At 44.1% G+C, this 24,080-nt stretch carries 9 protein-coding genes; 7 read left to right on the top strand and 2 right to left on the bottom strand.

Going from position 1 to position 24,080, the window contains the following annotated elements; genetic code table 11:
- Positions 1-291: 291 nt before the first annotated feature.
- Positions 292-18,204, top strand: coding sequence for a tail fiber domain-containing protein (locus JXR01_01775; protein ID QSH39715.1), 17,913 nt, complete (start codon positions 292-294; stop codon positions 18,202-18,204).
- Positions 18,205-18,333: 129 nt separating this feature from the next.
- On the opposite strand, the gene JXR01_01770 is transcribed toward JXR01_01775, so the two are convergent.
- Positions 18,334-18,984: a transposase gene (locus tag JXR01_01770; GenBank protein ID QSH39714.1), complete on the bottom strand. Its 651-nt coding sequence runs from the start codon at positions 18,982-18,984 to the stop codon at positions 18,334-18,336.
- Between the two features lie 184 nt (positions 18,985-19,168).
- On the opposite strand from JXR01_01770, the gene JXR01_01765 reads away from it, so the two are divergent.
- From JXR01_01765 to JXR01_01740, 6 genes are read left to right on the top strand one after another with little or no spacing between them, the layout of a single operon-like run.
- Positions 19,169-20,176, top strand: a complete 1,008-nt coding sequence (locus JXR01_01765) for an aldehyde dehydrogenase (GenBank protein ID QSH39713.1) — start codon at positions 19,169-19,171, stop codon at positions 20,174-20,176.
- Positions 20,177-20,178: 2 nt separating this feature from the next.
- Complete coding sequence (locus JXR01_01760) at positions 20,179-20,631, top strand: RpiB/LacA/LacB family sugar-phosphate isomerase (protein ID QSH39712.1); 453 nt, start codon at positions 20,179-20,181, stop codon at positions 20,629-20,631.
- 36 nt (positions 20,632-20,667) lie between these two features.
- Positions 20,668-20,922: a hypothetical protein gene (locus tag JXR01_01755; protein ID QSH39711.1), complete on the top strand. Its 255-nt coding sequence runs from the start codon at positions 20,668-20,670 to the stop codon at positions 20,920-20,922.
- Between the two features lies 1 nt (position 20,923).
- The gene (locus tag JXR01_01750; GenBank protein ID QSH39710.1) at positions 20,924-21,604 is read left to right on the top strand and encodes a hypothetical protein; all 681 of its coding nucleotides are present in this window, start codon (positions 20,924-20,926) and stop codon (positions 21,602-21,604) included.
- A 46-nt stretch (positions 21,605-21,650) separates the two neighbouring features.
- Positions 21,651-22,517: a transketolase gene (locus tag JXR01_01745; GenBank protein ID QSH39709.1), complete on the top strand. Its 867-nt coding sequence runs from the start codon at positions 21,651-21,653 to the stop codon at positions 22,515-22,517.
- 3 nt (positions 22,518-22,520) lie between these two features.
- Positions 22,521-23,519, top strand: coding sequence for a transketolase family protein (locus JXR01_01740; GenBank protein QSH39708.1), 999 nt, complete (start codon positions 22,521-22,523; stop codon positions 23,517-23,519).
- 91 nt (positions 23,520-23,610) lie between these two features.
- On the opposite strand, the gene JXR01_01735 is transcribed toward JXR01_01740, so the two are convergent.
- Positions 23,611-24,069, bottom strand: a complete 459-nt coding sequence (locus JXR01_01735; GenBank protein QSH39707.1) for a type II secretion system protein — start codon at positions 24,067-24,069, stop codon at positions 23,611-23,613.
- Positions 24,070-24,080 lie beyond the last annotated feature (11 nt).

The raw sequence follows: 24,080 nt of genomic DNA, 5'->3' as shown, positions 1-24,080 counted from the left end.
TGGGTTGTTAGGGTTAGGAGGTGGTTATCGTGCTTATCGAGTAATAAAAATAGTTGCAGTGAGTTAGGAAGGTTCTTCAAGATAAAAAAGTATCTGGGAAACTTTGATTATGCATAAAAATTGAGATTGCCAGATATTGATTATTTTTAGTAGAAGGTTTTTGACTGTTTTCAGAGTCCTTTTTGTCAAAAAAAGGCGCAGACTTTATCCCCAAGCGAGAGTTGGGAGAGTGCCGAAATACCTAGTATTATATAGATATAACGGAGTTCCGAACAAGTCATCAAACACTTTGTGAGCAAACATTTAACTCTCGACAACAAAAAGTACCTTTCATCGGATGCCGCTGGTAAAGCTGCTGGGTATACTCCTGACTATATTGGAAAAATGTGCCGCGAAGGTTCTGTGAGTTGTCGCCGAATCGGACGAGCGTGGTTTGTCGAAGAGACTTCATTAAAGGAGCACATTGTACGAATCGAACATGCTCGTGTAGTACGCAAGGAAGAACTTTCTAAAGAGCGTAAGGACGAATATAAGACACCAGAAATTGCTCCTGCACAAAAAATTCTTGCACAGAAAATTGCTGCACACGCAAAGCAGGCAAAAGAAATTGCAGAAGAAGTATACGCAGCAAACAAAAATAAGGTAGAAAAGAATCTCGTTACCCCAATTGTTTCAAAAGCCAAAAGTGTACAAAAGGCCGTTAGTGTTCACAAACTAGAACAACCAATCACCGGTACGTACTTCCGAAAGCGTTTGCTTGAAACTGGTGCTGCCGCCGATGGTCTTCGGCAAGAGGTAATTGTTCGTACGCCAATTGTGCCCGCGAATCCTGTGTACACTTTTGTGCAAAAGTCCGTGGCTCTCATAACTGCAGTCACATTGGTGTTTAGTACCTCAGCACTTTCTCATGCACAGTATCGAACTACTGCACTTGATACTTTCGAAGAAGAAATAATTAAGGTTGCAAGTGTTTTTGATGCGTTACCTAATCTTATTACAAAGATCAACACAGATTTTAGTAATTCAGTTATCGCTCTAGACGACTTTGCTTCACAGCCAGCAGCTTCTGTTTTGGGAAAAAACGTAGTGGCGCAAGTGAGCGCATTGGATTTGTTCGGAAAAGTATATGTTAATGTTCAAGGTTTCTTTGCTGGGGTTAATGCTGACATCGGTTCGAGTTTGATGTTCGTACATTCAGGAAATAGCCGTGGTCGTGTTGAACTTTCAGTAAAAGCTATTGCACAGAACAATACAGATACTCCTCAAATTACTGTTACCACAACGCCAAACACCGATGCACTATATGTACCGATACAACAAACTGGTTCAGGAAATATAACCAATGTAATTAACCAACCAGTAGTAGAACGTGTTGTAGAAACACAACGTATCGTTACTCAAAGCGGTGTATCGCTGGTAGATCTGCAACAGTTAGAAAATGAATTACGTCAGGAAATAGTGCGCGTTTCGACAAGAAACGCCGGCGGTGTTGCCGGAAACTTCCATGCAGTAGCTCTTACACAGCGTATCGATAATCTTGGCGATGTTGATATTAGTAATTCACGAATTACCAATACATCAGTTGCAGCCACGACACTTTCTGTAAATAATGCAGCAACGTTTGGTGATAATGTAAGTATTGCTGGGAATCTTTCAGTGACTGGAGCTACATCTCTCGGAGGTGCACTTACCGTAAATGATTTTACTGCAACAGGTCTTACTACTCTCGCAACCACGACCATCACAGAACTCACTGTCAACAACGCAACTGCCACAAACTTTGTAGCAACAGACGCAGTACTCACCAACGCAACGAGTACCAATTTTTACACTTCGCTTATCACTGCCATCACTGGTGCATTTGCTAATCTCACCGCAGATGATGCAATACTCACCAACGCAACAACAACAAACCTTGTCGCAACGAACAGCGCGAACCTTGCAACCACAACCATCACCGATGCAACTATTACAACAGGAAATATTACCGACTTACTCACAACAAATGCCACGACAGCGAATCTTTTTGCAACAAGTTCTGTATTGGTAAATGCAACGAGTACTAATTTCTTTAGCTCATTCCTCTCAGCACTCACCGCCGAATTTACAAATGTTACCGCAGTGAACGCAACCAGCACGAACACATTCACAACAAACCTAACCGCGACTGAAGCCACGTTTACCAACGCAACAACAACTGATTTTGTTGCAACCAACTCAGCAACTCTCGCGACTACGACAATCACAAATCTTGCTGCAAACGACACAACATCAGGAACACTCATCGTTTCAGGAAATTCAAATCTTGCTACAACAACTATTACGGATGCAACTATTACGACCGGCGTCGTAACTGATTTAACTGCAACAAATGCAACGTCAACGAATCTCGTTGCAACCGGTACCACAACCCTCGCTACAACAACAATTGCCTCACTTTCACTCGGCTCACTCACAGGCTTTCTAAAGGCAACAGCGGGTAGTGTTGCAACGTCACTCATAGACCTCACAGCAGACGTAACAGGAGTTCTTCCAGACGCAAACGTTGCAGACGACCTCACCATCACCGCAGGAACCATCGAAAACACACCCATTGGTGCAGCAACTCCAAGTACAGGTGTGTTTACTAACGCAACATCAACAAATTTGGTTGCAACAAATTCTGTATTTACCAATGCAACTTCAACTAATTTTTACACCTCACTCTTCACTTCGCTTACAAGCATTTTTACAAATCTCACAGCAACAAACGCAACAACAACTAATCTTGTCGCAACGAACAGCGCGAATCTCGCAACAACAACAGTAACCGGTAGCTTAACGGTAAACGGAAATGCAAACATTATCGGAGACACATCTTCTGATACATTGACCGTTAATGCATCTATCAATTCAGATTTAATCCCTGACGTAAATGCAGTGCGAGATCTCGGTTCGCCATCATATTATTGGGACGAAATTTACGCTGATAACATCAACGTGAACAGTATCTCTGCAGCTTCAACAACTATTGGAGGCACGAGTAATAATTCATTCACGATTAATACAGATAATGCCTCCGTTGATACGGAGGATTCGAACCTTGTCTTTTTCCGCGGAACAGTAGTACCAAATGCTGTCGTTAAATGGGATTCAACGTCCGAACGGTTTGATATAAACCAACCGTTCTTTATTCAAAATGATTCAAGCACTACAACTGTACCAACACTGCATCTTGTAGGCTCTAATACGCAAACTGCACCTATTTTTGTAGCTGATGATTTCAGTGGTAGTCGCGTACTGACTGTTGGTGTGGATGGCAACATCGGTATCGGTACTACTTCACCAAGTGAGAAACTACATATTTACGGTGGGAACATAGTTGCAGATAGAGGGGGAAGTGCTGATGTACAACGCACCGTTACCATTGGAGGCGCAAAGCAAAGTGCGGGAGCAGATTATGGACGTTTAGATTTTCAGAATTGGGATAATAATGATGCAAGTCCTGAAAATTATATAGGTGCTCGTATAAGTTCTGAAAATGAATCTGGTGCAGAGTACGGCGATTTGCGATTTTCCACTTCGAACGGAACTCTCGATACACAAATGATCATTAATGGAGCAGGCAACGTCGGTATTGGTACCACAACACCTGGATCGAAGTTGCATATCGATGGAGATTTACAATTGAATGACGGTGCTGACATAGCGTGGCTTTCAAATATCAGGCCAATAGTAAGTGGTGGTTCAATCCGTTTGGAAAATTCTGCAGGTACAGAATTGTTGGTAGCACAAAGTGATGGGGACATAGAAATAGCAGGAAATGTGGGTATTGGTACCGCGGCACCTGCTCTTGCTGGTGGAGGAACAGGGCTACACATCAATGCAACTTCATTTCCCGAATTAAAACTTACTAACGGAACAACAGGCACTTTGGCTGCTGACGGTAGCCTTATTCAAGGAAACGGACTAAATCTAGCTATTATCAACAGGGAAGCTGGCGCGATATTGTTTAGTACGTCAAATACAGAGGTGGCTCGTTTCGATTCATCTGGTAATTTTGGTATAGGAGTAACTCCATCATATCCACTCGACGTTGTTGGTGTCACACGAGCCTCTGGTGGATTCCGCACCAACTCAGAAACAATCACCGACTTCACTGGTACTGGACTTACTCTCAATTCAGGATCACTCGAAACAACACTTGGTACCTCGGTTGATCTCACCACTGAGGTCACTGGAGTTCTTCCTGTAACCAACGGAGGCACAGGAACCACCACACTTAACAACCTCATCACACTCGGTACACACACAACAGGTAATTATCTCGCAACGCTTGCAGACGCAGGCAACGCTTTCTTTACGGTTTCTAATTCTGGTACTGAATCAGCAGCCGTCACCTTAGACATCGTTAACGACTCACTCAACTTCGCACAGCTCTCAGACTCACTAGTGGTAGATACCACCACAACTTTCGATCTCGACACCAACTCCGCTGACTTAAACTTCGACTCAAACACCTTGTACATTGACAGTTCAACGAACAGGGTTGGGATTGGTACAGGTAGTCCAGGTAGGAAATTAGATGTACTTTCAACAACCGGAATTGCAGATATTGGGTTGAGTACAAATGATACAGACAACTCATTCATCAGAATGGCATCTGATGCTGATGGCACACCCAGATACGGTTTCATTGGGGTTGATTATTCTGAAGACAACTTAAAAATTACTAGAGACGGTTTTGATGGTTCAAGTAAAGGGATTGTGATAAATAATTTAGGTAACGTCGGTATCGGCACCACCACTCCCGCTGAAAAACTCACCGTAGCAGGCACCGCACGTATCACCGGCAACACCATACTTGAATCAGCACTTACTCTCAGCGCACTCACCGGAGGCATCCTCACCACCAACAGCTCAGGTGTCGTCTCAACCACCACTATCGACGCAAGTGTCATCGACGCAGACACACTCGACTTCACTGAATTCAAAGATGCACTCACCGTAGACGCCACCACCACCTTCGACCTCGACACCAACTCTGCTGATCTCAACTTTGATGCAAACACTCTCGTGATTGATAGTTCAACGAATAGAGTTGGGGTGGGGGTGGCGTCGCCTGTGGCAACTCTAGATGTATCCGGAAATCTTCGTGCAACTGGAGCGCCGTCAATGACAGCCTCCGGTGCTGGAGTCGAATTAGGATATAACGGATATGGATTTGTTCAGGCATACGATCGTGGCGCATCTTCTTACAAAAATTTATGGTTGGAAGGAGCAGAAACTTACATCAATCCATCAACCGGAGGCAACGTCGGTATTGGCACCACCTCGCCAAACTCCAAATTGCATGTAGAAGCTGATTCAAGTGGAACGGTAAACATAGCAAGCTTCTTTAATACTAATGCAGATGATAACGATGTTGACTTCATAGCAATAGGACAAAGCGCAATTGCAGATGACGCCCTTGTTATCGGATACAACGAAGCCTCTAATTTTGGTTACCTCAATGTATGGGGTGAAGGTGCTGGCGACGGAATTGTGATAGCAGATGGTGGCAACGTCGGTATCGGCACTACTTCACCCGCATCAGCACTCGACGTCTGGGGCGACCTACGCGTCGGTACCTCAAGTACTCCCGCATTGTTTGCTGATGTGAGTAGTGGAAATGTGGGGATTGGCGACAGCACCCCATCGTATGCGCTCGATGTTGCTGGCTCTATAGGGTTGAGTCCCGATAATTCTCATATCTATTTTAGTAACCAAAATACATACATCGGTGAGAACTCTAATTCACATAAGTTAGAGTTGCGTGGAGGAGGTTCCAATAACACTCAGACTGTTTATATTGATAATACTGGGCAGTTAGGTCTTGGAAACGCTGCGCCATCATACAAACTAGATGTCTCAGGCACCGCACGTATCACCGGCAACACCATACTTGAATCAGCACTTACTCTTAGCGCACTCACCGGAGGCATCCTCACCACCAACAGCTCAGGTGTTGTCTCAACCACCACCGTTGACGGTGCTGATGTTACTGCCGACACGCTCGATTTCACTGAATTTAAGGATGCGCTTGCACTCGATGCTTCAACTGACATAGCAGCAGATGGTACTGAAGTACTCTCCATCACTAACACAGGTACGGGCAACAGTTTTGTTGTGAACGATTCAGCAAGCGATACAACTCCGTTTATTATTGATTCTAATGGGAGTGTAGGTATTCAAGCAACACCAGATTCAGAATATAAGCTGGATGTACGAAACCCAGGAACAACAGTGCTTGTTGGAGTACACTCAAACTCAACAGGACGTCCTGCAGGAATTGAATTTGGAACAGGAAGTGCAACTAATAACTATGGATTTGTAGGGTACGATGGTTCAACCATTAACTTCGGATCAGTCTATGCGTTTGGTGTTGATACGACAATAAGTAACCGTGGTACGGAGTACATTCGCCTTACAGGCGGTAACGTCGGTATTGGAACGACTACTCCAGACGGTACTTTACATGTGTTTGATACAGGAAATGCAGATATTCTTGCAGAGCGCTCAGGAGGTGCAAAGGTAAAAGTACAGGCACAAGCGTCAGCTGGGCAGATTGGAACACAGACTAGTCATCCTCTTCAATTAATAACAAATGCTGGTGCAAGATTAACAATAGATACTTCAGGCAACGTAGGTATCGGCACCACTTCACCCGCATCAGCACTCGACGTCTGGGGTGATCTACGTGTAGGTACTTCAAGCACTCCTACATTGTTTACCGATGTGAGTAGTGGGAATGTTGGTATCAACACTGCCACTCCAGCACTCGGTCTGACGATTGCCCAAAACGCAGATGACAACGGTTTGCGAGTATACGGGTACGATGACCGTTCAACACGTTATGGCGAATTTTATGTTGATGCGACAGGATATTTGAATGTAAACGCTTTAGTCAATGGTTATATAAAAAGCAATGGCGCAGATCTTTTGCAGTGGGGTAGTGGATTCCTGCGTGTAAATAACAACACACCACTACGATTCGGAAGTGGTACAGATTACTCAGTAGGATATTACAATGTAGACGATACATTCCGTATTACTGATGGTACTGATTTGACATCAACACCTCGACTTACACTTGATAACACTGGCAACGTAGGTATTGGTACTACTACGCCCTCTGGGAAACTGCATGTAACAAGTGCAGATCAACTAGTCTCTACGTTTGAAAGAACTTCTGGATCTGGATATACACAGGTTGATATTAAAGCCAATGTTGCAGGAGATACGGGGAATTCAGTACTTACTTTCTCTGACACAAGTGGAAGTCCAGGTCTCATAGATTATGAACACGCAAATGATTCGCTTGCTTTTTCCACAAGTGGTAGCGAGGCGTTAAGGATTGATGCCTCTGGCAACGTCGGTATTGGAACTACTACACCCGCTGAAAAATTACATGTTAGTGAAGGCGATATCCTTTTAGATAATAATCAATTCTTAAAGGGGAGTTTAGCTAGTGGTTTTGATAGAAATCTTATCGGATATGATGCAACGGAAAACTTAATTATCGGGCATTCAGGAACTAGTGTTACTGGTGACGTAAATATATATGCAGGTACAGCTTCAAAGAAAATAGGATTTTTCCCAGATGGAGCAACTGAAGCGGTGCGGATAACAGATTCAGGCAACGTCGGCATCGGCACTACTAGTCCTGTAGCAAACCTTGCAGTAGTTGGGGAGGTATTAGCAACCACAGGATTCTACAGTGAGAATACAACAATAACAGGAGGAACTCCCTTTGGTATATTGGTTGGAGGTGCAGATGACTCCACAAATATTTTTGACATTGCAGCTGGTGGAGCTTACGGGAAGGAAGGCGGCTGGATTCGCTTTCCACGAGGGGGGGTAGGAACAAATGCATCCAGAGCTTGGATAGGCTCCACATATACGGGAAACTATGGAGACGATATAAGAATTTATTCGTCTAAATTGGGAAATAATAATCAAACAGCCACTAGCTCTGCTCTAAATGCAGTTTTCAGACAAGATTATGTTTCTTTACACACTGGATCAGCCGGTGCATCCGATACATCTGAGAGGTTAAGAATAACGAGCGCCGGCAACGTCGGTATAGGTACTAGTACACCTGGAAACATGAACTTCAGAACCAATCTCGATATCGCAGGAGGTACTTATGGTGGAGCCGTTACCATTTATGGTGACGATGCAGCGACAAAATTATCTGGATGGTTTGATTCAGGAACACCTCAAGCAGCAAAATTTGGTACACAATCATCTCATCAACTAGATTTGATGGTTGGGAATACTGAAAGACTATCTATAGATACTTCAGGCAACGTCGGTATCGGTACTTCAACACCAGAGGCAAAACTTGTAGTATGGGATTCAACCGATGTCAGTTCCTCGGGAGGTGGAGCATTAAGGGTTGGTGCTTCAAATACTGATTTTATCGCTATAGATAATAATGAAATTCAAGCAATTGGGTCCGGCGTTGCCAGTTCTTTGTATTTGAATACTGACGGAGGAACGGTATTTATTCATGACGCCACAGATGGCGTATTTGCCGTTAACAGCGATGATTTATATGTAACAGGTGCAGGAAATGTCGGAATCGGCACAACGACGCCAGCATCAAAACTCGACGTCTGGGGTGACCTACGTGTAGGTACTTCAAGCACACCAGCGTTGTTTACCGATGTAAGTAGTGGGAATGTAGGTATTGGGACGGCGAGCCCAAGTCAAAAACTTATCGTGTACCAAGCATCAGCCGGTACACCTGCTGTAATAGAAACTGACGGAGGATTTACTGCATTGCAGTTAAAAACAGGAACTGGACTCGTTAATTTAGTAGCAACTGGAGGAGACTTCAACGTTCAAACTGGTGGTGCAGAGAGATTCAGAATAACAAACACAGGCAACATCGGCATCGGCACCACCACCCCTGCCAACCAACTCACCACCACCGGCTCTGTACAGTTTGCTGCACTCACCGGAGGCATCCTCACCACCAACAGCTCAGGTGTCGTCTCAACCACCACTATTGATGCAAGTCTCATCGACGCAGACACACTCGACTTCACTGAGTTCAAGGATGCACTCACCGTAGACGCCACCACCACCTTCGATCTCGACACCAACAGTGCTGATTTGGATTTCGACAACAATACGCTCTACATTGACTCAAGTGCGAATATGATTGGTATTGGTGATCCAACTCCTTCTAACAAACTTGATGTGCAGGGAGCATTACGAGTAGGTTCTGGCTATAACAATGTTGTCGCTCCATCTAACGGTGCGATTATAGAAGGTAATGTAGGTATCGGAACGACAGGTCCAGGAGCGAAGTTGGATGTAGAAGGCGACGTAATTATAGCAACGGGATTAAATGTCGGAGGAGATCTTGGTGCAGCTACGGGTACTATCTATGCATACGATGGTGTTAATGGTGGTAACTTCGGTAAAGATAGCGGCGATCTCTTTGATATACGAGACGGGCAGATATTTGTTAGACAAAATGATAATTGGGAGTATCAATTTTTAACAAGCGATTTCTCTCCATATTTTAATGATGCAAATGATCTGGGTACTGCATCTAAGCAATGGCAAGATTTGTACACCATTGACGGTTTCTTCTCTGGCAACATTGGTATAGGTACCACGACGCCAGAAGAGACATTGCATATTTACAATAGTGATCCTAGTGTAAAGCTCACAAATGCTAGCAGTCCTAGCAGCTATCGTTCCGTGATATCTCACAATTGGGATACAAATAATGGATTTGGTATTTACTCAGGAACCAATCTTACTCAAGTAATGGGAGCTGCGAATAATGTTGGTACTGTATTTTTCCCAAATGGCAACGTAAGTATTGGTACAACTTCTGCTTCATACAAACTTGATGTTCATAACGAAAACGGCGGTGTTCTCGCTCGATTTAAAGATTCAGATTCAGTACATGAAGGTATAATAATTGCAGGTGACGTAAATGGTGGATGGATAGGTAATAACGCATTAGCTACCGGAGAAGGTTTTTATATCCAGGATAGCCTTAATGGTATACGAACCTATGCTGGCGGTGTAGAGGTCTCAAGAGCATTAGCCACTTCATACACTTTCAACGAACTCGGAGCAGACATTGATTTTAGAGTAGAAGGAGTTGGTGAAGTCAATGCATTATTCGTCGAAGGAAGCTCAGGTAATGTTGGTATTGGGACAGCAAGTCCAGACACTGCCCTAGAGATATTATCGACAGACCAGCCACAATTTCAAATAACCTATAACTCTACAAATAAGGCAGCATTCCAACGTAGTGGTGGCGATTTCAAGCTACAGGTTTCAGATTCAGGTGGAACACTACAAGACCGCTTAACGGTTAATGAGAGTGGAAATATTGGTATCGGCACCACCAATCCAGACTCAATTCTCACAGGAACAGCACTCTCCATTTCTACACAAGGAGCGCGCACCACAGGAGATGGAATAGGTTCTCTTAACTTCATCACAAATGATGCGAGCTACACAGGTACCTATGCAGATGGTATCGGAGCTGAAATCAGCGCAATCTCAGACAGTGCAACAGGAGCAGCATACGGCCTCGCGTTCACCACAGGTACTATTACGAGTTCTAATCGTGCAGAACGCCTGCGAATTACCAGTACGGGTAACGTCGGTATTGGTACTACGACGCCACTGGGGAAGTTGCACATATCAAGCGCAGTATCAGGAGCTCCGGCTGTATCTAGTAGTGCGGATGAGTTGGTTGTTGAAGGCATTGGACCAGCCGGAATATCTATTGTGGGTGGAACGTCATCAGACACTAGTATCTTTTTTGGTGATAGCGGAAGTCAAACAATGGGACGAATCGTATACGATAATAATGCAAACGATTTATCACTTTGGACTACTGCAACAGAGAGGCTAACCATTGATTCCTCCGGCAACGTCGGTATTGGTACCACAACCCCAGACGCAACACTTTCTATTTACGAAACGGCAGTAGCTAATCCTCTAAGAGTCTACTCTAATACTTACAATGCGGTGGCACTGTTTAATAGTTCTGATAACAATGCAGTAATCACTATTTCTGATGACGATACAACAAGCTATCTTTTGGCCGAGGATGGCTATACATCTATTGGAGGGAACAATGCACTTGATGCTGGTAATCTAAATATCAATAATACTTCAGGCAACGTCGGTATCGGTACAACAACTCCTGAACAAAAACTCGAAGTTGTGGGAGGTAATATCCAGATAGATAATAATCAATACTTGAAATCGAGATTGACGACTGGAACCTCGGTTAACCTAATTGGATACAATTCTGGCAACCAAACGATAGTTGGAGCAAATGCTGAAGTGAAATTAGATGGTACTGCTACCTTACAGCCGCCAGGTAACATTGTTTTCCAGCCTGGAGGCACGAGTGATATTAACGCTACGCTTGATTCCGACACTGACTTAAATGTTGGTAGCGGTATGCTCTTCGTGGAGGGTAATACAGGCAACGTCGGTATTGGCACCACAACACCTGACTCACTACTGCATGTTGCTGGTGTAAGCAAATTTGGTTATGACGGCATAGGTTTAGATTCAAGTCTAGTACAGTTGTTTGGTGGCTCAACTACATCGGGTAATCAGCAAAGTTTCTCTTTTGAAGTAGGAGACACCGGACTTTCAGATTTAAATACAAAAAATCTTGTTGTTAGAGGAGCTTCTGGTTCTAGTGATATAGCATTCAGTCCATCAACGTCTTATCCTGGGCTACTGATGCTAGACGGAAGTACAGGCAACGTCGGTATCGGCACCACTTCACCTGCATCAACCCTCGACGTCTGGGGCGACTTACGTGTCGGAACCTCAAGCACTCCTGCATTGTTTACTGATGTAAGTAGTGGGAATGTGGGTATAGGTACAGCGAGTCCGTCTTCAAAGTTAGATATATCTGGTAGCGGTGCATTACTCGAAGTTGGCACAGCCCTGACAATAAATGACGCATCAACTTATGGATTAGATTCAAACCAAAAACTTAGAATTACGCGAAATGATCCAGGTATAGTGTTTAAAGAAAGTGATGCATCTAATCAGGAATGGTTTGTTCATTCTCTGGGCGGTAATTTTAGCCTTAGAGATTTGACAGCTGGAAGCGTTTATCCGTTTACTGTTCAAGCTGGAGCCGGGCAAGACAGTCTGCTTGTTCAGTCAGATGGAGACGTAATAATGAATCAAGGCAACGTCGGTATCGGAACAGACTCACCAAGTACTAATCTGCAGGTCGTCCAAAGTGGAACAGCAATAACTGCTTCTGCACAAACGGTGGCTTCATTCCAAAGAAGCGGTGACACTATAGTTTCTATAATTAGCTCACCTACTACAAAATCATTCTTAGATTTTGGTGACACAGACAGTGCTGTTATGGGTAGGATAATTTACGATAACGTTGGCAACGGATTCTCATTCAGAACAAATGGTGTTAATGACCAAATGGTTGTCACAAGCGCAGGCAACGTCGGCATCGGCACTACTAATCCTAGCTCCAAACTAGATGTACTTGGTTACATAAACACTAGCAACGGTTACAAGTTAGAGGGAAACACAATATTGCAAGCAAGCACAACTACGGGTTCACTATTTGTTGGTAACACTGGCAATACAACACATACAGGAAATGAAAACACCGCTTTAGGAACGAGTGCTCTTTCCTCACTTACAACTGGAACCAAGAATGTTGCGGTTGGTTATCAGGCGCTCGAGAATGCCACATCAACGGCAAGCAACGTAGCTATCGGGTATCGCGCACTGCGAAGTTCAACTGCGGGCGGAGCAGCATATATTGGTGGGAGCAGTATTGCTATTGGAGTACAATCAGGAATGAACAACACCACTGGGTTTGCCAATTCATTTCTTGGAGCAAATGCAGGGCTTAACAACACTACTGGTAACGCAAATGTGTTTCTTGGATACTATACTGGTATCGGAAATATTGACGGTTCTTCAAACGTTGCTATTGGTGGTTTAAGTAATGCAATTGGAACCTTAAGATTCAATACATCACCAGATAGTGTAGTAGCTGTCGGTGCAGCAGCAGCAGCAGGTTTAAGTAACTATTATAACGAAGGAGGAACGTACGTTGGTACACAGTCTGGGTATTCAGCAGCAACAAGCAGCAACTACAACACCTTCCTCGGATTCAAATCAGGATATGGAGTTACTACTGGTTCAAATAACACTATTATTGGTGCAGCAACTTTATCTGGAGCACAAAACCAAATAACAAGTGGTGCAAATAACATTTCTATTGGTTACAACGTGGCTGTACCGAGCGCAACAGCCAATAATCAATTAGTCATTGGAAATCTCATTTACGGTACAGGTCTTGATGGTACTCAATCAACACTTTCATCAGGCAACGTTGGTATCGGCACCTCTTCCCCCGCATCTAAACTGGACGTCTGGGGTGACTTCCGCGTCGGCACCTCAAGTACACCAGCGTTGTTCGCAGATGTCAGCAATGGGAATGTGGGAATTGGCACATCTACGTTGGCTGGTTGGGGTCTAAGTGTAAAAACGGGAATAAGTAGTGGTGACGCAGTAAGAATCGGTACACCTGGTGGTTACCCAGGTCTAGCGTTCTTCGATAATGCCGGAGATCAAGAAGCGAATATAGGTGTTCACCAAACAACTGGTGACCTACATTTATGGACGAACTCAGCTTCAGATTTGGTGATTGACAGTACAGGCAACGTCGGTATCGGCACCACATCCCCTCAAGCGCTATTACATCTTTATAAAAACAACCCTGACCTCGCTATTTTCCAAGGTTCAGATCTTGCTGGGTACATAACATATAAAAACAATTCAAACGCTTTGGTTGGGTATTCTGGTTACGCGACACCAGGTCAAGTCTTTAGCGATGCACTTACGAACGCTATGGTTATACGTGGAGAATACGCCGTGCAATTTGGAACTGGTTCAGGTAGCGACTTGACTATCAACTCCTCAGGCAACGTCGGTATCGGCACCACCACCCCCACCACCAAACTCTCAGTTAATGGCGCTCTCTCACTTGCCTCAACGACTCCTGCAACTACCGTTAACGCACTCTACAACGTTAGTGGTAGTTTGTACTGGAATGGTAGTGCAGTAGGCAGTGGTGCCGCACTCTTCACCGACGGTGGCACCACCACCTACCTCACCTCACTCACCGACGACCTTGCCATTGGAGGAACAACAAGTGACGCACCGCTATTCTTTGATGAATCAGCATCAGCACTTTCACTTAATCCATTCGGCACCTCCGCAGGCAACACCGGTGAAGTACGCTTTGAAGAGCTCGAAGCTAACGGTGACAACTATGTTGCTCTGAAGGCACCAGACGCCATCACCAGCAACACCACCTTCACCCTCCCAACTGCTGACGGTACCGCAGGACAGTTCCTCACCACTGACGCCAGTGGCAACCTCTCCTTTGCCACCGCAGGGGACGGTATTTCACCATCCTTCTCGGTACATCGAAACAATGTGGCTCAAAGCATCCCAGGAAATACATGGACAAAGGTGGCTTGGACAACAGAGCACTTTGATACTAACTCTGATTTTGCGAGTGATAGATTTACCCCAACGGTTGCTGGTAAATATTTGTTAACAACAAAAACAAGATTCGAGAGTGTCTCAGATAGTGACCAGACATATATGGCAATTTACAAGAATGGGGCATTATATAGCAGTGACTATAAGACTTCGACAGGTACTTTTAGAACGAATCAAGTGAGTGTTGTAGTAGATGCAAATGGAACAACAGATTATTTCGAAGTCTACGTCCATCAATCGAGTGCAAGCAATAAAGATATAAATGGCTGGAGTGCATATACTTCTTTCACCGGCTCCCGCATTGACGGCGGTAACGGTCTCTGGACACACAACAGCCCCGACATCAGCTACACCGCAGGCAACGTCGGCATCGGAACCACGACACCAACTGAAAAACTTGATGTTATCGGTGTTGTACGTTCGGGTAATGATTCGCGTGCAGGCTTCCTTGCAGGACCACGTGATAGCTCAGGTAGTAATGCTTGGTTATATAACCCTACTGGTGATGATGGGCGACTCTTTATTGATGGTGCAGGTGATGTACTTACCTTTACCAACACCGGCAACGTCGGTATCGGAACCACCACCCCAGCTACGAAATTGCAATTGGTAGAAAATGGAAGTAATGGTTCTATAGTAAATCTACTAACTCTCGACACTAATACACAGAATGTTTCCGTGGCAGGGAGCGGGCAGATTATTTCCTTCCAAGGATCATCAGATGTATATTCTGGAGCGATTGGTGGTTACGGCGATGGTTCAAATGGTGGTATTGGTATATGGGGAGGAGGCACTATCTCAGGAAACCCTGAACTGTATGTAAACGATGCAGGCAACGTCGGCATCGGCACCACGACGCCTTCAGCAAAAGTATGGATTTATGACAGTTCCGCTGGTGCGGTAGGAAGTCCAATTTCAAATGGCGACGAACTTGTTCTTGAAAGTAGCGGCAATACTGGCTTGACCATTTTCAATACTGCATCAAGTGTTGGTTCGGTTTTGTTTGGTGATCCGAGTGATAATGACATAGGACGTATTCAATACGATCATGCTACTGACCGTCTGTTCTTCAGTGCAGGCGCGGCAAATATTATGCATCTTGTTGGTGGCAACGTCGGTATTGGAGATTCAACACCAGACCACAAACTCGATGTTGCAGGCAACATCGGTCTTACAGCCTCAAGCTACATCAACTGGGGCGATACCACGGGCACTACTGGCTACGGTTTCCGCGACAACGCAGGAACTATTCAATATAAAAACAACGCAGGCGCATGGACTGACTTCTCGGCATCATCTGGCGGTGGGTGGACTGATGGCGGTACTGATGTGTACTTAGCAACGGGGACTGATAACGTCGGTATTGGTACGGCAACTCCCGCGAGAGACTTAGACTTATCAACGACAGGGCAAATAACCTTTGGTGACAATGTCACGACTGATGGAAGTCAAGGTATTTACTGGCATACTGCTTCCGGGTACGGAATTTACAGAACTGCAGGTGCATGGACAGCAAATACGTATCAACAACTACAAGTGTCTTTTGCTACGGGTATTGTGCTCGACCCAGGTAGTGGCGTATACGATAGAAGTCACGTAGGTGTAATAGGTGGAGTTTCAATTGGAGATTCATACTACACAACCGAGCTCGACAATGGTTTGGCAGTACAAGGTAGTGTGGGTATTGGTACGACGACACCATCGCAAGTACTTGATGTACAAGGAAATATAAACGTTACCGGAAGCATTATCGCGGACGCCGGTACACACGTACTTCGACTGACAGACAATGTAAATACCGTCATAAACCCAATTACCGCAGGGGGAAGTGTGTATTTAAACTGGGACGAAGGCTCTACTGGTGGAGGGATAAAATTTGGAGATGGTGCTGCAACAGTTGTCGGAAGTGTATCTCGCGCTGGTGACTTACAATTAGATGGTGCTCTTTCCATAGATGGTACAGGAAACAACTATCTACTTGGCAACGTCGGTATCGGCACCACAACGCCAGAATCAAAGCTCTCAGTTAACCTTGGTTCTAATGACTCAACCGTTAACTTTGCCGTTTCTGGTGTGAGTCCCGTTCTTAAAAATACCATCACAACAACCGGTACAGTGGCTCGCCAAGACCTTTCAAGCATAACTATGGGTGTAGGAAGTACTGCTTCATCAAACTACCAAGGGTATTTAACATTCTCAACTACTCCTTCAGCAGGTTCACTAACCGAACGCATGCGTATTCTTGAAGGTGGCAACGTCGGTATTGGTATTGATACTCCCGACACGAAATTGCATGTAGAAGGAACATCTATCTCATCTTTTACTGGTACCAGTGATGGTGTATTAAGAATAAGTAGTCCATATACAGCAAATTATTTCAATAGTATTGATTTTGCTGGTGCGTCTGGATCTAGCGCTGTACCTTTAGCAAGAATAGCAGCAAAGATAACTCCTTCTGGAACGGAATTGCATTTTGGAACTTCAAATAGTTACGGTAGTGGTATAACTAATGATGCAATAGTTATCGACCCCGCTGGCGAAGTCGGTATTGGTGTAACAAACCCAACGTATAAACTTCAATTAAACGGCCAGCCTGCAGCAAATGGGTATACTGCATGGACGAACTATTCCGATCGACGCCTAAAGGAAAACATTACCGAGTTATCGACAGAGGATACTACTACCCTCGAAAGAATTAGTGAATTACGTCCAGTAACTTATAACTATAACGAATTGACTGGATATGATGAAGAAACACGAAGTCGCCGTATTTCTGGTTTCATTGCACAAGAATTAAAGGTTACGTTCCCTGAAATGGTAGGCACAACAACTATTAATGGAACAGAATATTTTGATACTAACCTTTCTGACTTACCTTTGTATTTAATACAGGCAATTAAAGAATTGTGGGTGATTGTGCAGGAGAATACAAAAAGGATCGCCGAACTCATTGACTGGCAGAGTTCTAAGGACATACAAATTGCGGCACTTGAAGAGCGACTCGTAGCGGTAGAGGCACAGCTCGCCGGTGTCGCTTCAGCAACCACTCAAACAGAAGCTACATCAACAACTACTTCAACCCCACCAACCCTCACCCTCATCGGAACCAACCCCGCTGAAATTGCTCTTAACGCTAACTACAGCGACCTCGGTATCACCGCACAAGACGCAGACGGTAACGACTTAAGCATCACACTCACCCTCAACGGTGAAGCAGTCACCACTATAGATATAGACACCACCACAGATGCCACCCACACCATTACCTACAGTGCTACAGACACCAACGAACAAACAGCAACAATCGAACGCACCGTGATAGTGGGAACAGGAACACCAACTGAAGAACCAGTAGTAGAAGACACAGCCACTTCAACTCCTGCCGTAGTCATTGAAGACGACACAGCAACCAGTACAGACCCCGTTATCGTAGAAGAAGAAGTTGTAGAAGACACTACAGCCACAAGTACTGAACCAGTCGTAAACGACACAACAGAACCTGTAGTAGAAGAAACAGTAGAAGAGGAAGTGGTAGAGGACACAGTGGACGAAGTCATTGAACCAGTGGCAACAGACACACCTGCAGAAGAAACAGCAACCACTACCGACTCAACAATATAAGATAAGATAAGATTAAATTAAATTAAATTTAATTAACCCAACACAAATATATGGACATCGGATGTCCATATATTTGTGTACGATGTGAATACACTATAAACGTATGAAAGAATCATCAAAACGAGGTTCTTATTCGAAGTTGTTCGAGAGAGTAGCTACATCTGCTTGTGTAACAATTTGAGCAATTTGCTTTTTCTGACTAGATGACGAACCGAGCACTTCATGTAATGTTTGTTCTTCTATAACAGAAGGAAAATTTTTGGTGCCCATATAATCTAGGTAACTACTCCAGCGATATGAAGATAAATCAGACAACATCTTTTTTAGATTCTTAATAGATCCGTTGCGCCAATTTGGATGGGTGTAGTCAAGCGGGTTAAGATGGATATAGAAAGGGATATAGAGAAAATGTGCATCTCTTTCTATTTCTATCTTTTTGTACTTTCCTTGCCACAGGTAGCCCGAGCGCTCATATTTTTCATTAAAGTACTTTGCATACCCCATATTTAACTTTTTCATGAAAAGCGAAATATTTGCGACATCATTATCGACAGGAGAGAGAAGTAGGTGATAGTGATTATCCATAAGACACCACGCATGTATATGCACTAAAGGGTCTCTACCTTGGTCACCAAATGGATTTTCTTTAAGCCTATGATTTGGGTCTACAGAGCACTTGTTGTTGAATATGAAAAGGTCATGAACAAAACGTATTCGGTCAATATCATCGTGGACTATAGGTCGTTTTTCTACACCACGATTCAGTACATGGAAGAACATAATTCTATCTTAACGTATCCCCACATATATGGACATCGGATGTCCATATATGTGGGGATAGAGGAGAAGGAAAAAGAGGATGACGTGTAATAATACTAAACGGTACTAACATGAAAGGTAATCCTATATATGGACATCCGATGTCCATATATCAAGATGTTTAAATGCTGATTATTAAAGAATTATGAAAAAGACAAAAATAGCTATAAATGGTTTTGGACGTATCGGTCGCGCATTCTTTAAATTAGCAGCAATGCGTAGTGAGTTAGAAATAGTCGCTGTTAATGATTTAGGTGATAAATCAAATTTAGAATACTTACTTACATATGATTCAGTATATGGAAAGACCGGTGAAAGTATTTTAAAACAGTTTAGTTCAGTAGAGTTTTTACAAGAACGTGATCCAGAGAAGCTTCCATGGGGAGATTTAGACATTGATATCGTAGTTGAAGCAACAGGTGTATTCGCGAGTTATGAAAAAGCTAAGGTACACCTTACTTCGGGTGCTAAACGAGTCGTTGTTTCGGCTCCGGTTAAAGATAATCCGGAAGATGCTGGAGTGACTGGCGCAACGGTGCTTATGGGAGTAAATGATGATGACCTCGAGACATGTGAAATAAGTTCGAACGCATCGTGTACAACAAATGCTGGGAGTCCCGTGATAGGAATTCTTGATGAAGTTATAGGTATTGATAAAGCGATGCTTAACACAGTACACGGTTATACTGCAACGCAGAGAACTGTTGATGGACCGTCAGCTAAAGACCCACGTCGAGGTCGCGCTGCCGCAGTGAACATTATCCCAACGTCGACCGGCGCTGCGAAAGCGACAACCCAAGCGCATACGCAACTCGAAGATAAATTTGATGGCATTGCATTGCGAGTTCCTGTTCCTTCAGGCTCTATTGCAGACATCACTTTTATTGCAAAACGTGATACAAGTGTAGAAGAGGTAAATGAAGTGCTGAGTAGTGCTGCGGGAAATGTACGGTGGAGTAAGGTATTTGCGGTAACAAACGAACCACTGGTCTCTACTGACATTATTGGCGATACACATGCATCTATCGCTGACCTCGGTATGACACGTGTGGTGGGTGGGAATTTGGTAAAAGTTTTAGCTTGGTACGATAATGAAGTAGGATATGCACAAGCACTAGTTGAGCATGTAATTACCTCTGGTTCACATATATAGATATGAAAGTTTTTTTTGCGACTGACCATGCAGGCTTTGAGTTAAAAGAACAACTCCTTGTGTTTGTTAGTGATCTTGGATACGAAGTAGAAGATTTAGGTGCACACGAATATGTAGGCGGTGATGATTATCCAGAGTACATAGCACGTGCGGCAGAGAGAGTTTCTCAGCATCCAGACTCTAAAGCGATTATTTTTGGAGGTTCAGGGCAGGGTGAAGCAATCGTTGCAAATCGATTTAAGGGGGTACGTGCAGTTGTCTGGTACGGGGGAGGTACGGGAGTTTTGACGGCATCAAGAGAACATAATGATGCGAATGTATTAAGTATAGGAGCGCGTTTCGTGGATATTACTCACGCACAAGAAGCAGTCAAAATATGGCTTGAGACAGAATTTACTCACGACGAACGTCATGTTCGAAGGATAGAAAAAATTGAGAAGGTTCTCCACACATAATTTTTGTGCTCTTTTTACCAATGATAGTATTACAGTATGGTAAATAACAATCGAGTACAATTTGATGAACCGATGCCAGGATTTAATAAAGGGTCGCGTGGTCCTCGACAATCATGGCCTACTAAGCTTGTAATGAAATTAGGTCTTGCTAAAGATACGAAGCAGGCGACCGTGGTGCTTATAGCTGTTGCTGTCCTTGCGGTTATTGTTGCATTTATCTTTTTCCCTCGAGGTTCAGAGTACGAACTGGTACCACAGCCAGGTTTGGGAATTTCATACTTAAGTCGCTAACATGAGAGACCTGCATCCTTTAATCGTGCCAGCAATAATGGCCGATGAGTGGGAGAGTCTCGTAGCGCAGCTCGAGCTCATTACTCCTGTAGCTAAGAGGGTACAAATAGATGTAATGGACGGCCAACTCGTACCGTCGTTTAGTTTTCCTTACAATAAAACAATGCTGAGTGATCAGCGATTTCCTCATACAGATTCCATTCACTACGATGTACATTTAATGGTGCAACACCCGCAAGAAGTAGGTGAGAGATTTATTGCGGCAGGAGCCGATACTATTATTGCTCAAATTGAAGGCTTCAGAGCAGGGGAAGCAGAAAGGGTGTTTTTAGAATGGAAAGAACAGGGAGTCGAAACAGGCGTTTCTTTACTTCTCGACACTCCATTAGAGGTGGTGGACTCTTTAATACAATCTGGTGCTGTTTCTATAGTACAAATAATGAGCATCGCACGTATTGGGTATCAGGGTGAACAATTTGATGAGCGTACGTATGAACGAATTTCTGTATTACGAGAAAGATATCCAGATATTACTATTGCAGTTGATGGAGGCGTGAAGATTGATACTGTTCCGCAACTTATTGAGAGAGGGGCTGAGTTACTTGGAGTCGGTTCGGCCATTATGAAATCAGAAAATCCTGTGGCAGCGCTTACTTCTTTTAATGAAAGCATAGAGCGTTAATAAATAACGATACTGTTTTTAGAGATGCTATACTAAGGATAGATATATGTTAACTAATGAAAAAGTTTTAGAGCTTGAGCAGACAGCGAACACTATTCGTAAAGATATTATAGAAATGCTTCTTGAAGCAGGAAGTGGACACACTGCAGGACCACTTGGAATGGCAGACGTATTTACACTGCTGTATTTCAATACATTAAAACATGATCCAAAAAACCCAGAATGGGAAGAGAGAGACAGGCTCGTACTTTCCAACGGTCACATTTGCCCCGTACAGTATGCCGCTATGGCACGTTCTGGTTATTTTCCTGTTGAAGAGTTAAAGACTTTACGAAAATTGCATTCACGTCTACAGGGGCATCCACATAGAGAATATCTACCTGGTATAGAGGCCAGCTCTGGCCCTCTTGGGAGTGGGCTCGGACAAGCAGTGGGAATGGCATTAGCTCAAAGGATGAATAGTGGGAGAAGTACAGAGAGCTACATATATGCGTTGATGGGTGACGGCGAATTAGACTGTGGAATTATTTGGGAGAGTGCGATGCTCGCTGGGCGCGAAAAACTACAGAACCTTATAGGTATTGTTGATAGGAATGGTATTCAGATAGACGGGTACACATGGGATGTCATGCCTCTTGAACCTTTAAAAGACAAATGGGAATCATTTGGTTGGCATGTTATCGAGGTGGATGGACATAATTTCACTGCACTTAACGACGCAATTGGAGAAGCGAAAGCGGTAAACGATAAGCCTTCGGTATTAATCGCCCATACTATTCCTGGAAAAGGAGTGAAAGAATTTGAACGAGATTACCAGTGGCACGGTAAACCACCGAGTAAGGAAGAAGGAGATATGGCACTAAAGGAACTTCGTACGCTTGGCGACAGGATAGTGTGTCATGATTGCGATTAATATATGTTAAATAAAAAACAAAACATAAATGAGAACGTATTTAATACCGACGTAGAACAGGTACCACTGCGCAATGGGTTTGGAGAGGGTCTTGTAGAAGCGGCGGACACTGATGAAAACGTAGTTGGACTGTGTGCTGATTTGACCGGCTCAACTCGCATGGATGCATTCGCTAAGAAGTACCCAGAGCGGTTTGTACAAATTGGTGTCGCCGAACAAAATCTTGCAAGTGTTGCAAGTGGGTTGGCGGCATTGGGAAAAGTTCCTTTCATTACATCATACGCCATGTTTTCTCCCGGGCGGAATTGGGAACAAATACGAACAACCATCTGTTACAATAATCAACCTGTGAAAATAATTGGAAGTCATGCAGGTGTTTCTGTTGGCCCTGACGGAGGGACGCATCAGGCAATTGAAGACATGGCAATTATGCGTGTGATACCACGCATTGAAGTTATTTCACCTTGTGATACAAACGAGGCTAAAAAGGCAACTATAGAAATTGCTAGCAGTAAGGCTCCAACGTACATGCGACTTGCACGCGAAAAGACTCCGGTGATGACGACCGAAGAAACTTCATTTGAAATAGGGAAGGCGTATGAAATGTGGCGAGGTAAAAACGTTGATGTTGCAATAATTGGCTGCGGCCCGCTTCTTCACGGCGCGCTACTTGCAGCAAAAAAATTAGAAGAAAAAGATATTGGCACAGTAGTGCTTAATAGCCATACTATTAAACCCCTTGATGATGAAACTATTGTTGCGCTCGCGCGTGAAGTTGGCGCGGTGGTTACCCTAGAAGAGCATCAAGCCTCAGGCGGGCTTGGCGGAGCAGTTGCTGAAGTATTAGCAAAGAATGAGCCGGTGCCGATAGAGTTTGTAGGAGTTGATGATTTATTTGGACAATCAGGAACACCAGAAGAACTTATTGAACATTATCAGTTGGACACCAGTGCTATTATTGATGCCGTGCATATGGCTATTGCACGCAAAAAAGTAGCCTAGTGGTTACTTGGAATAAAATGTGCCACAAAACGAATGCCTCATCCGCCAGCTGGCGGATGAGGCATTCGTTTTGGTTTTCACAGAGTGCTTTTTAAGGACGTACACAATAGACTGGGTCAGTACAGGTCACAGCGCCAACTGTGCCATCAGCGTCACCCACCAGTACGTTATGAGCCGTGTTTTCTAAGTTTGCGCCAAGCACATAACTTGTACATACTCCTGTTGCAGTGGCACATGCTCCTGCGGCACTGGTGAGGTTGTCGTAATAATACTCAATACCAGTGCGAGGATCAGTTGCAATGCTGGGCATGTAGCCACCTGATACTAGTAGTGAAAGACTGTCGGGATATTCTGCTGGTGATACACCATCGAATCGAAGCTCAAGTGCCGTTTGTATTTGACGTATATCAGCAAGACGTCGGGCATCGCGCGCACTCTCTCGTGCTGAATTAAGTGAGGCAAGCACCACTGATGAAAGCATGCCGATAATGGCAATAACTACCAAGAGTTCAATAAGGGTAAAACCACGCTGACTTTTTTGTCTATTCATATAGTTATAGT

This window comes from Candidatus Kaiserbacteria bacterium, from assembly GCA_017134395.1.
Taxonomy (GTDB): Bacteria; Patescibacteriota; Minisyncoccia; order Phycocordibacterales; family UBA2100; genus UBA2100.
This window is presented reverse-complemented; position numbering and strand designations above follow the sequence as displayed.

What these genes read in the sequence shown, in the direction of transcription:
- JXR01_01745 (QSH39709.1), top strand. Translation starts at nt 21,651, where the DNA reads ATGTTAACTAATGAAAAAGTTTTAGAGCTTGAGCAGACAGCGAACACT.
- JXR01_01770 (QSH39714.1), bottom strand. Translation starts at nt 18,984, where the DNA reads ATGTTCTTCCATGTACTGAATCGTGGTGTAGAAAAACGACCTATAGTC.
- JXR01_01765 (QSH39713.1), top strand. Translation starts at nt 19,169, where the DNA reads ATGAAAAAGACAAAAATAGCTATAAATGGTTTTGGACGTATCGGTCGC.
- JXR01_01735 (QSH39707.1), bottom strand. Translation starts at nt 24,069, where the DNA reads ATGAATAGACAAAAAAGTCAGCGTGGTTTTACCCTTATTGAACTCTTG.
- JXR01_01760 (QSH39712.1), top strand. Translation starts at nt 20,179, where the DNA reads ATGAAAGTTTTTTTTGCGACTGACCATGCAGGCTTTGAGTTAAAAGAA.
- JXR01_01750 (QSH39710.1), top strand. Translation starts at nt 20,924, where the DNA reads ATGAGAGACCTGCATCCTTTAATCGTGCCAGCAATAATGGCCGATGAG.
- JXR01_01755 (QSH39711.1), top strand. Translation starts at nt 20,668, where the DNA reads ATGGTAAATAACAATCGAGTACAATTTGATGAACCGATGCCAGGATTT.
- JXR01_01740 (QSH39708.1), top strand. Translation starts at nt 22,521, where the DNA reads ATGTTAAATAAAAAACAAAACATAAATGAGAACGTATTTAATACCGAC.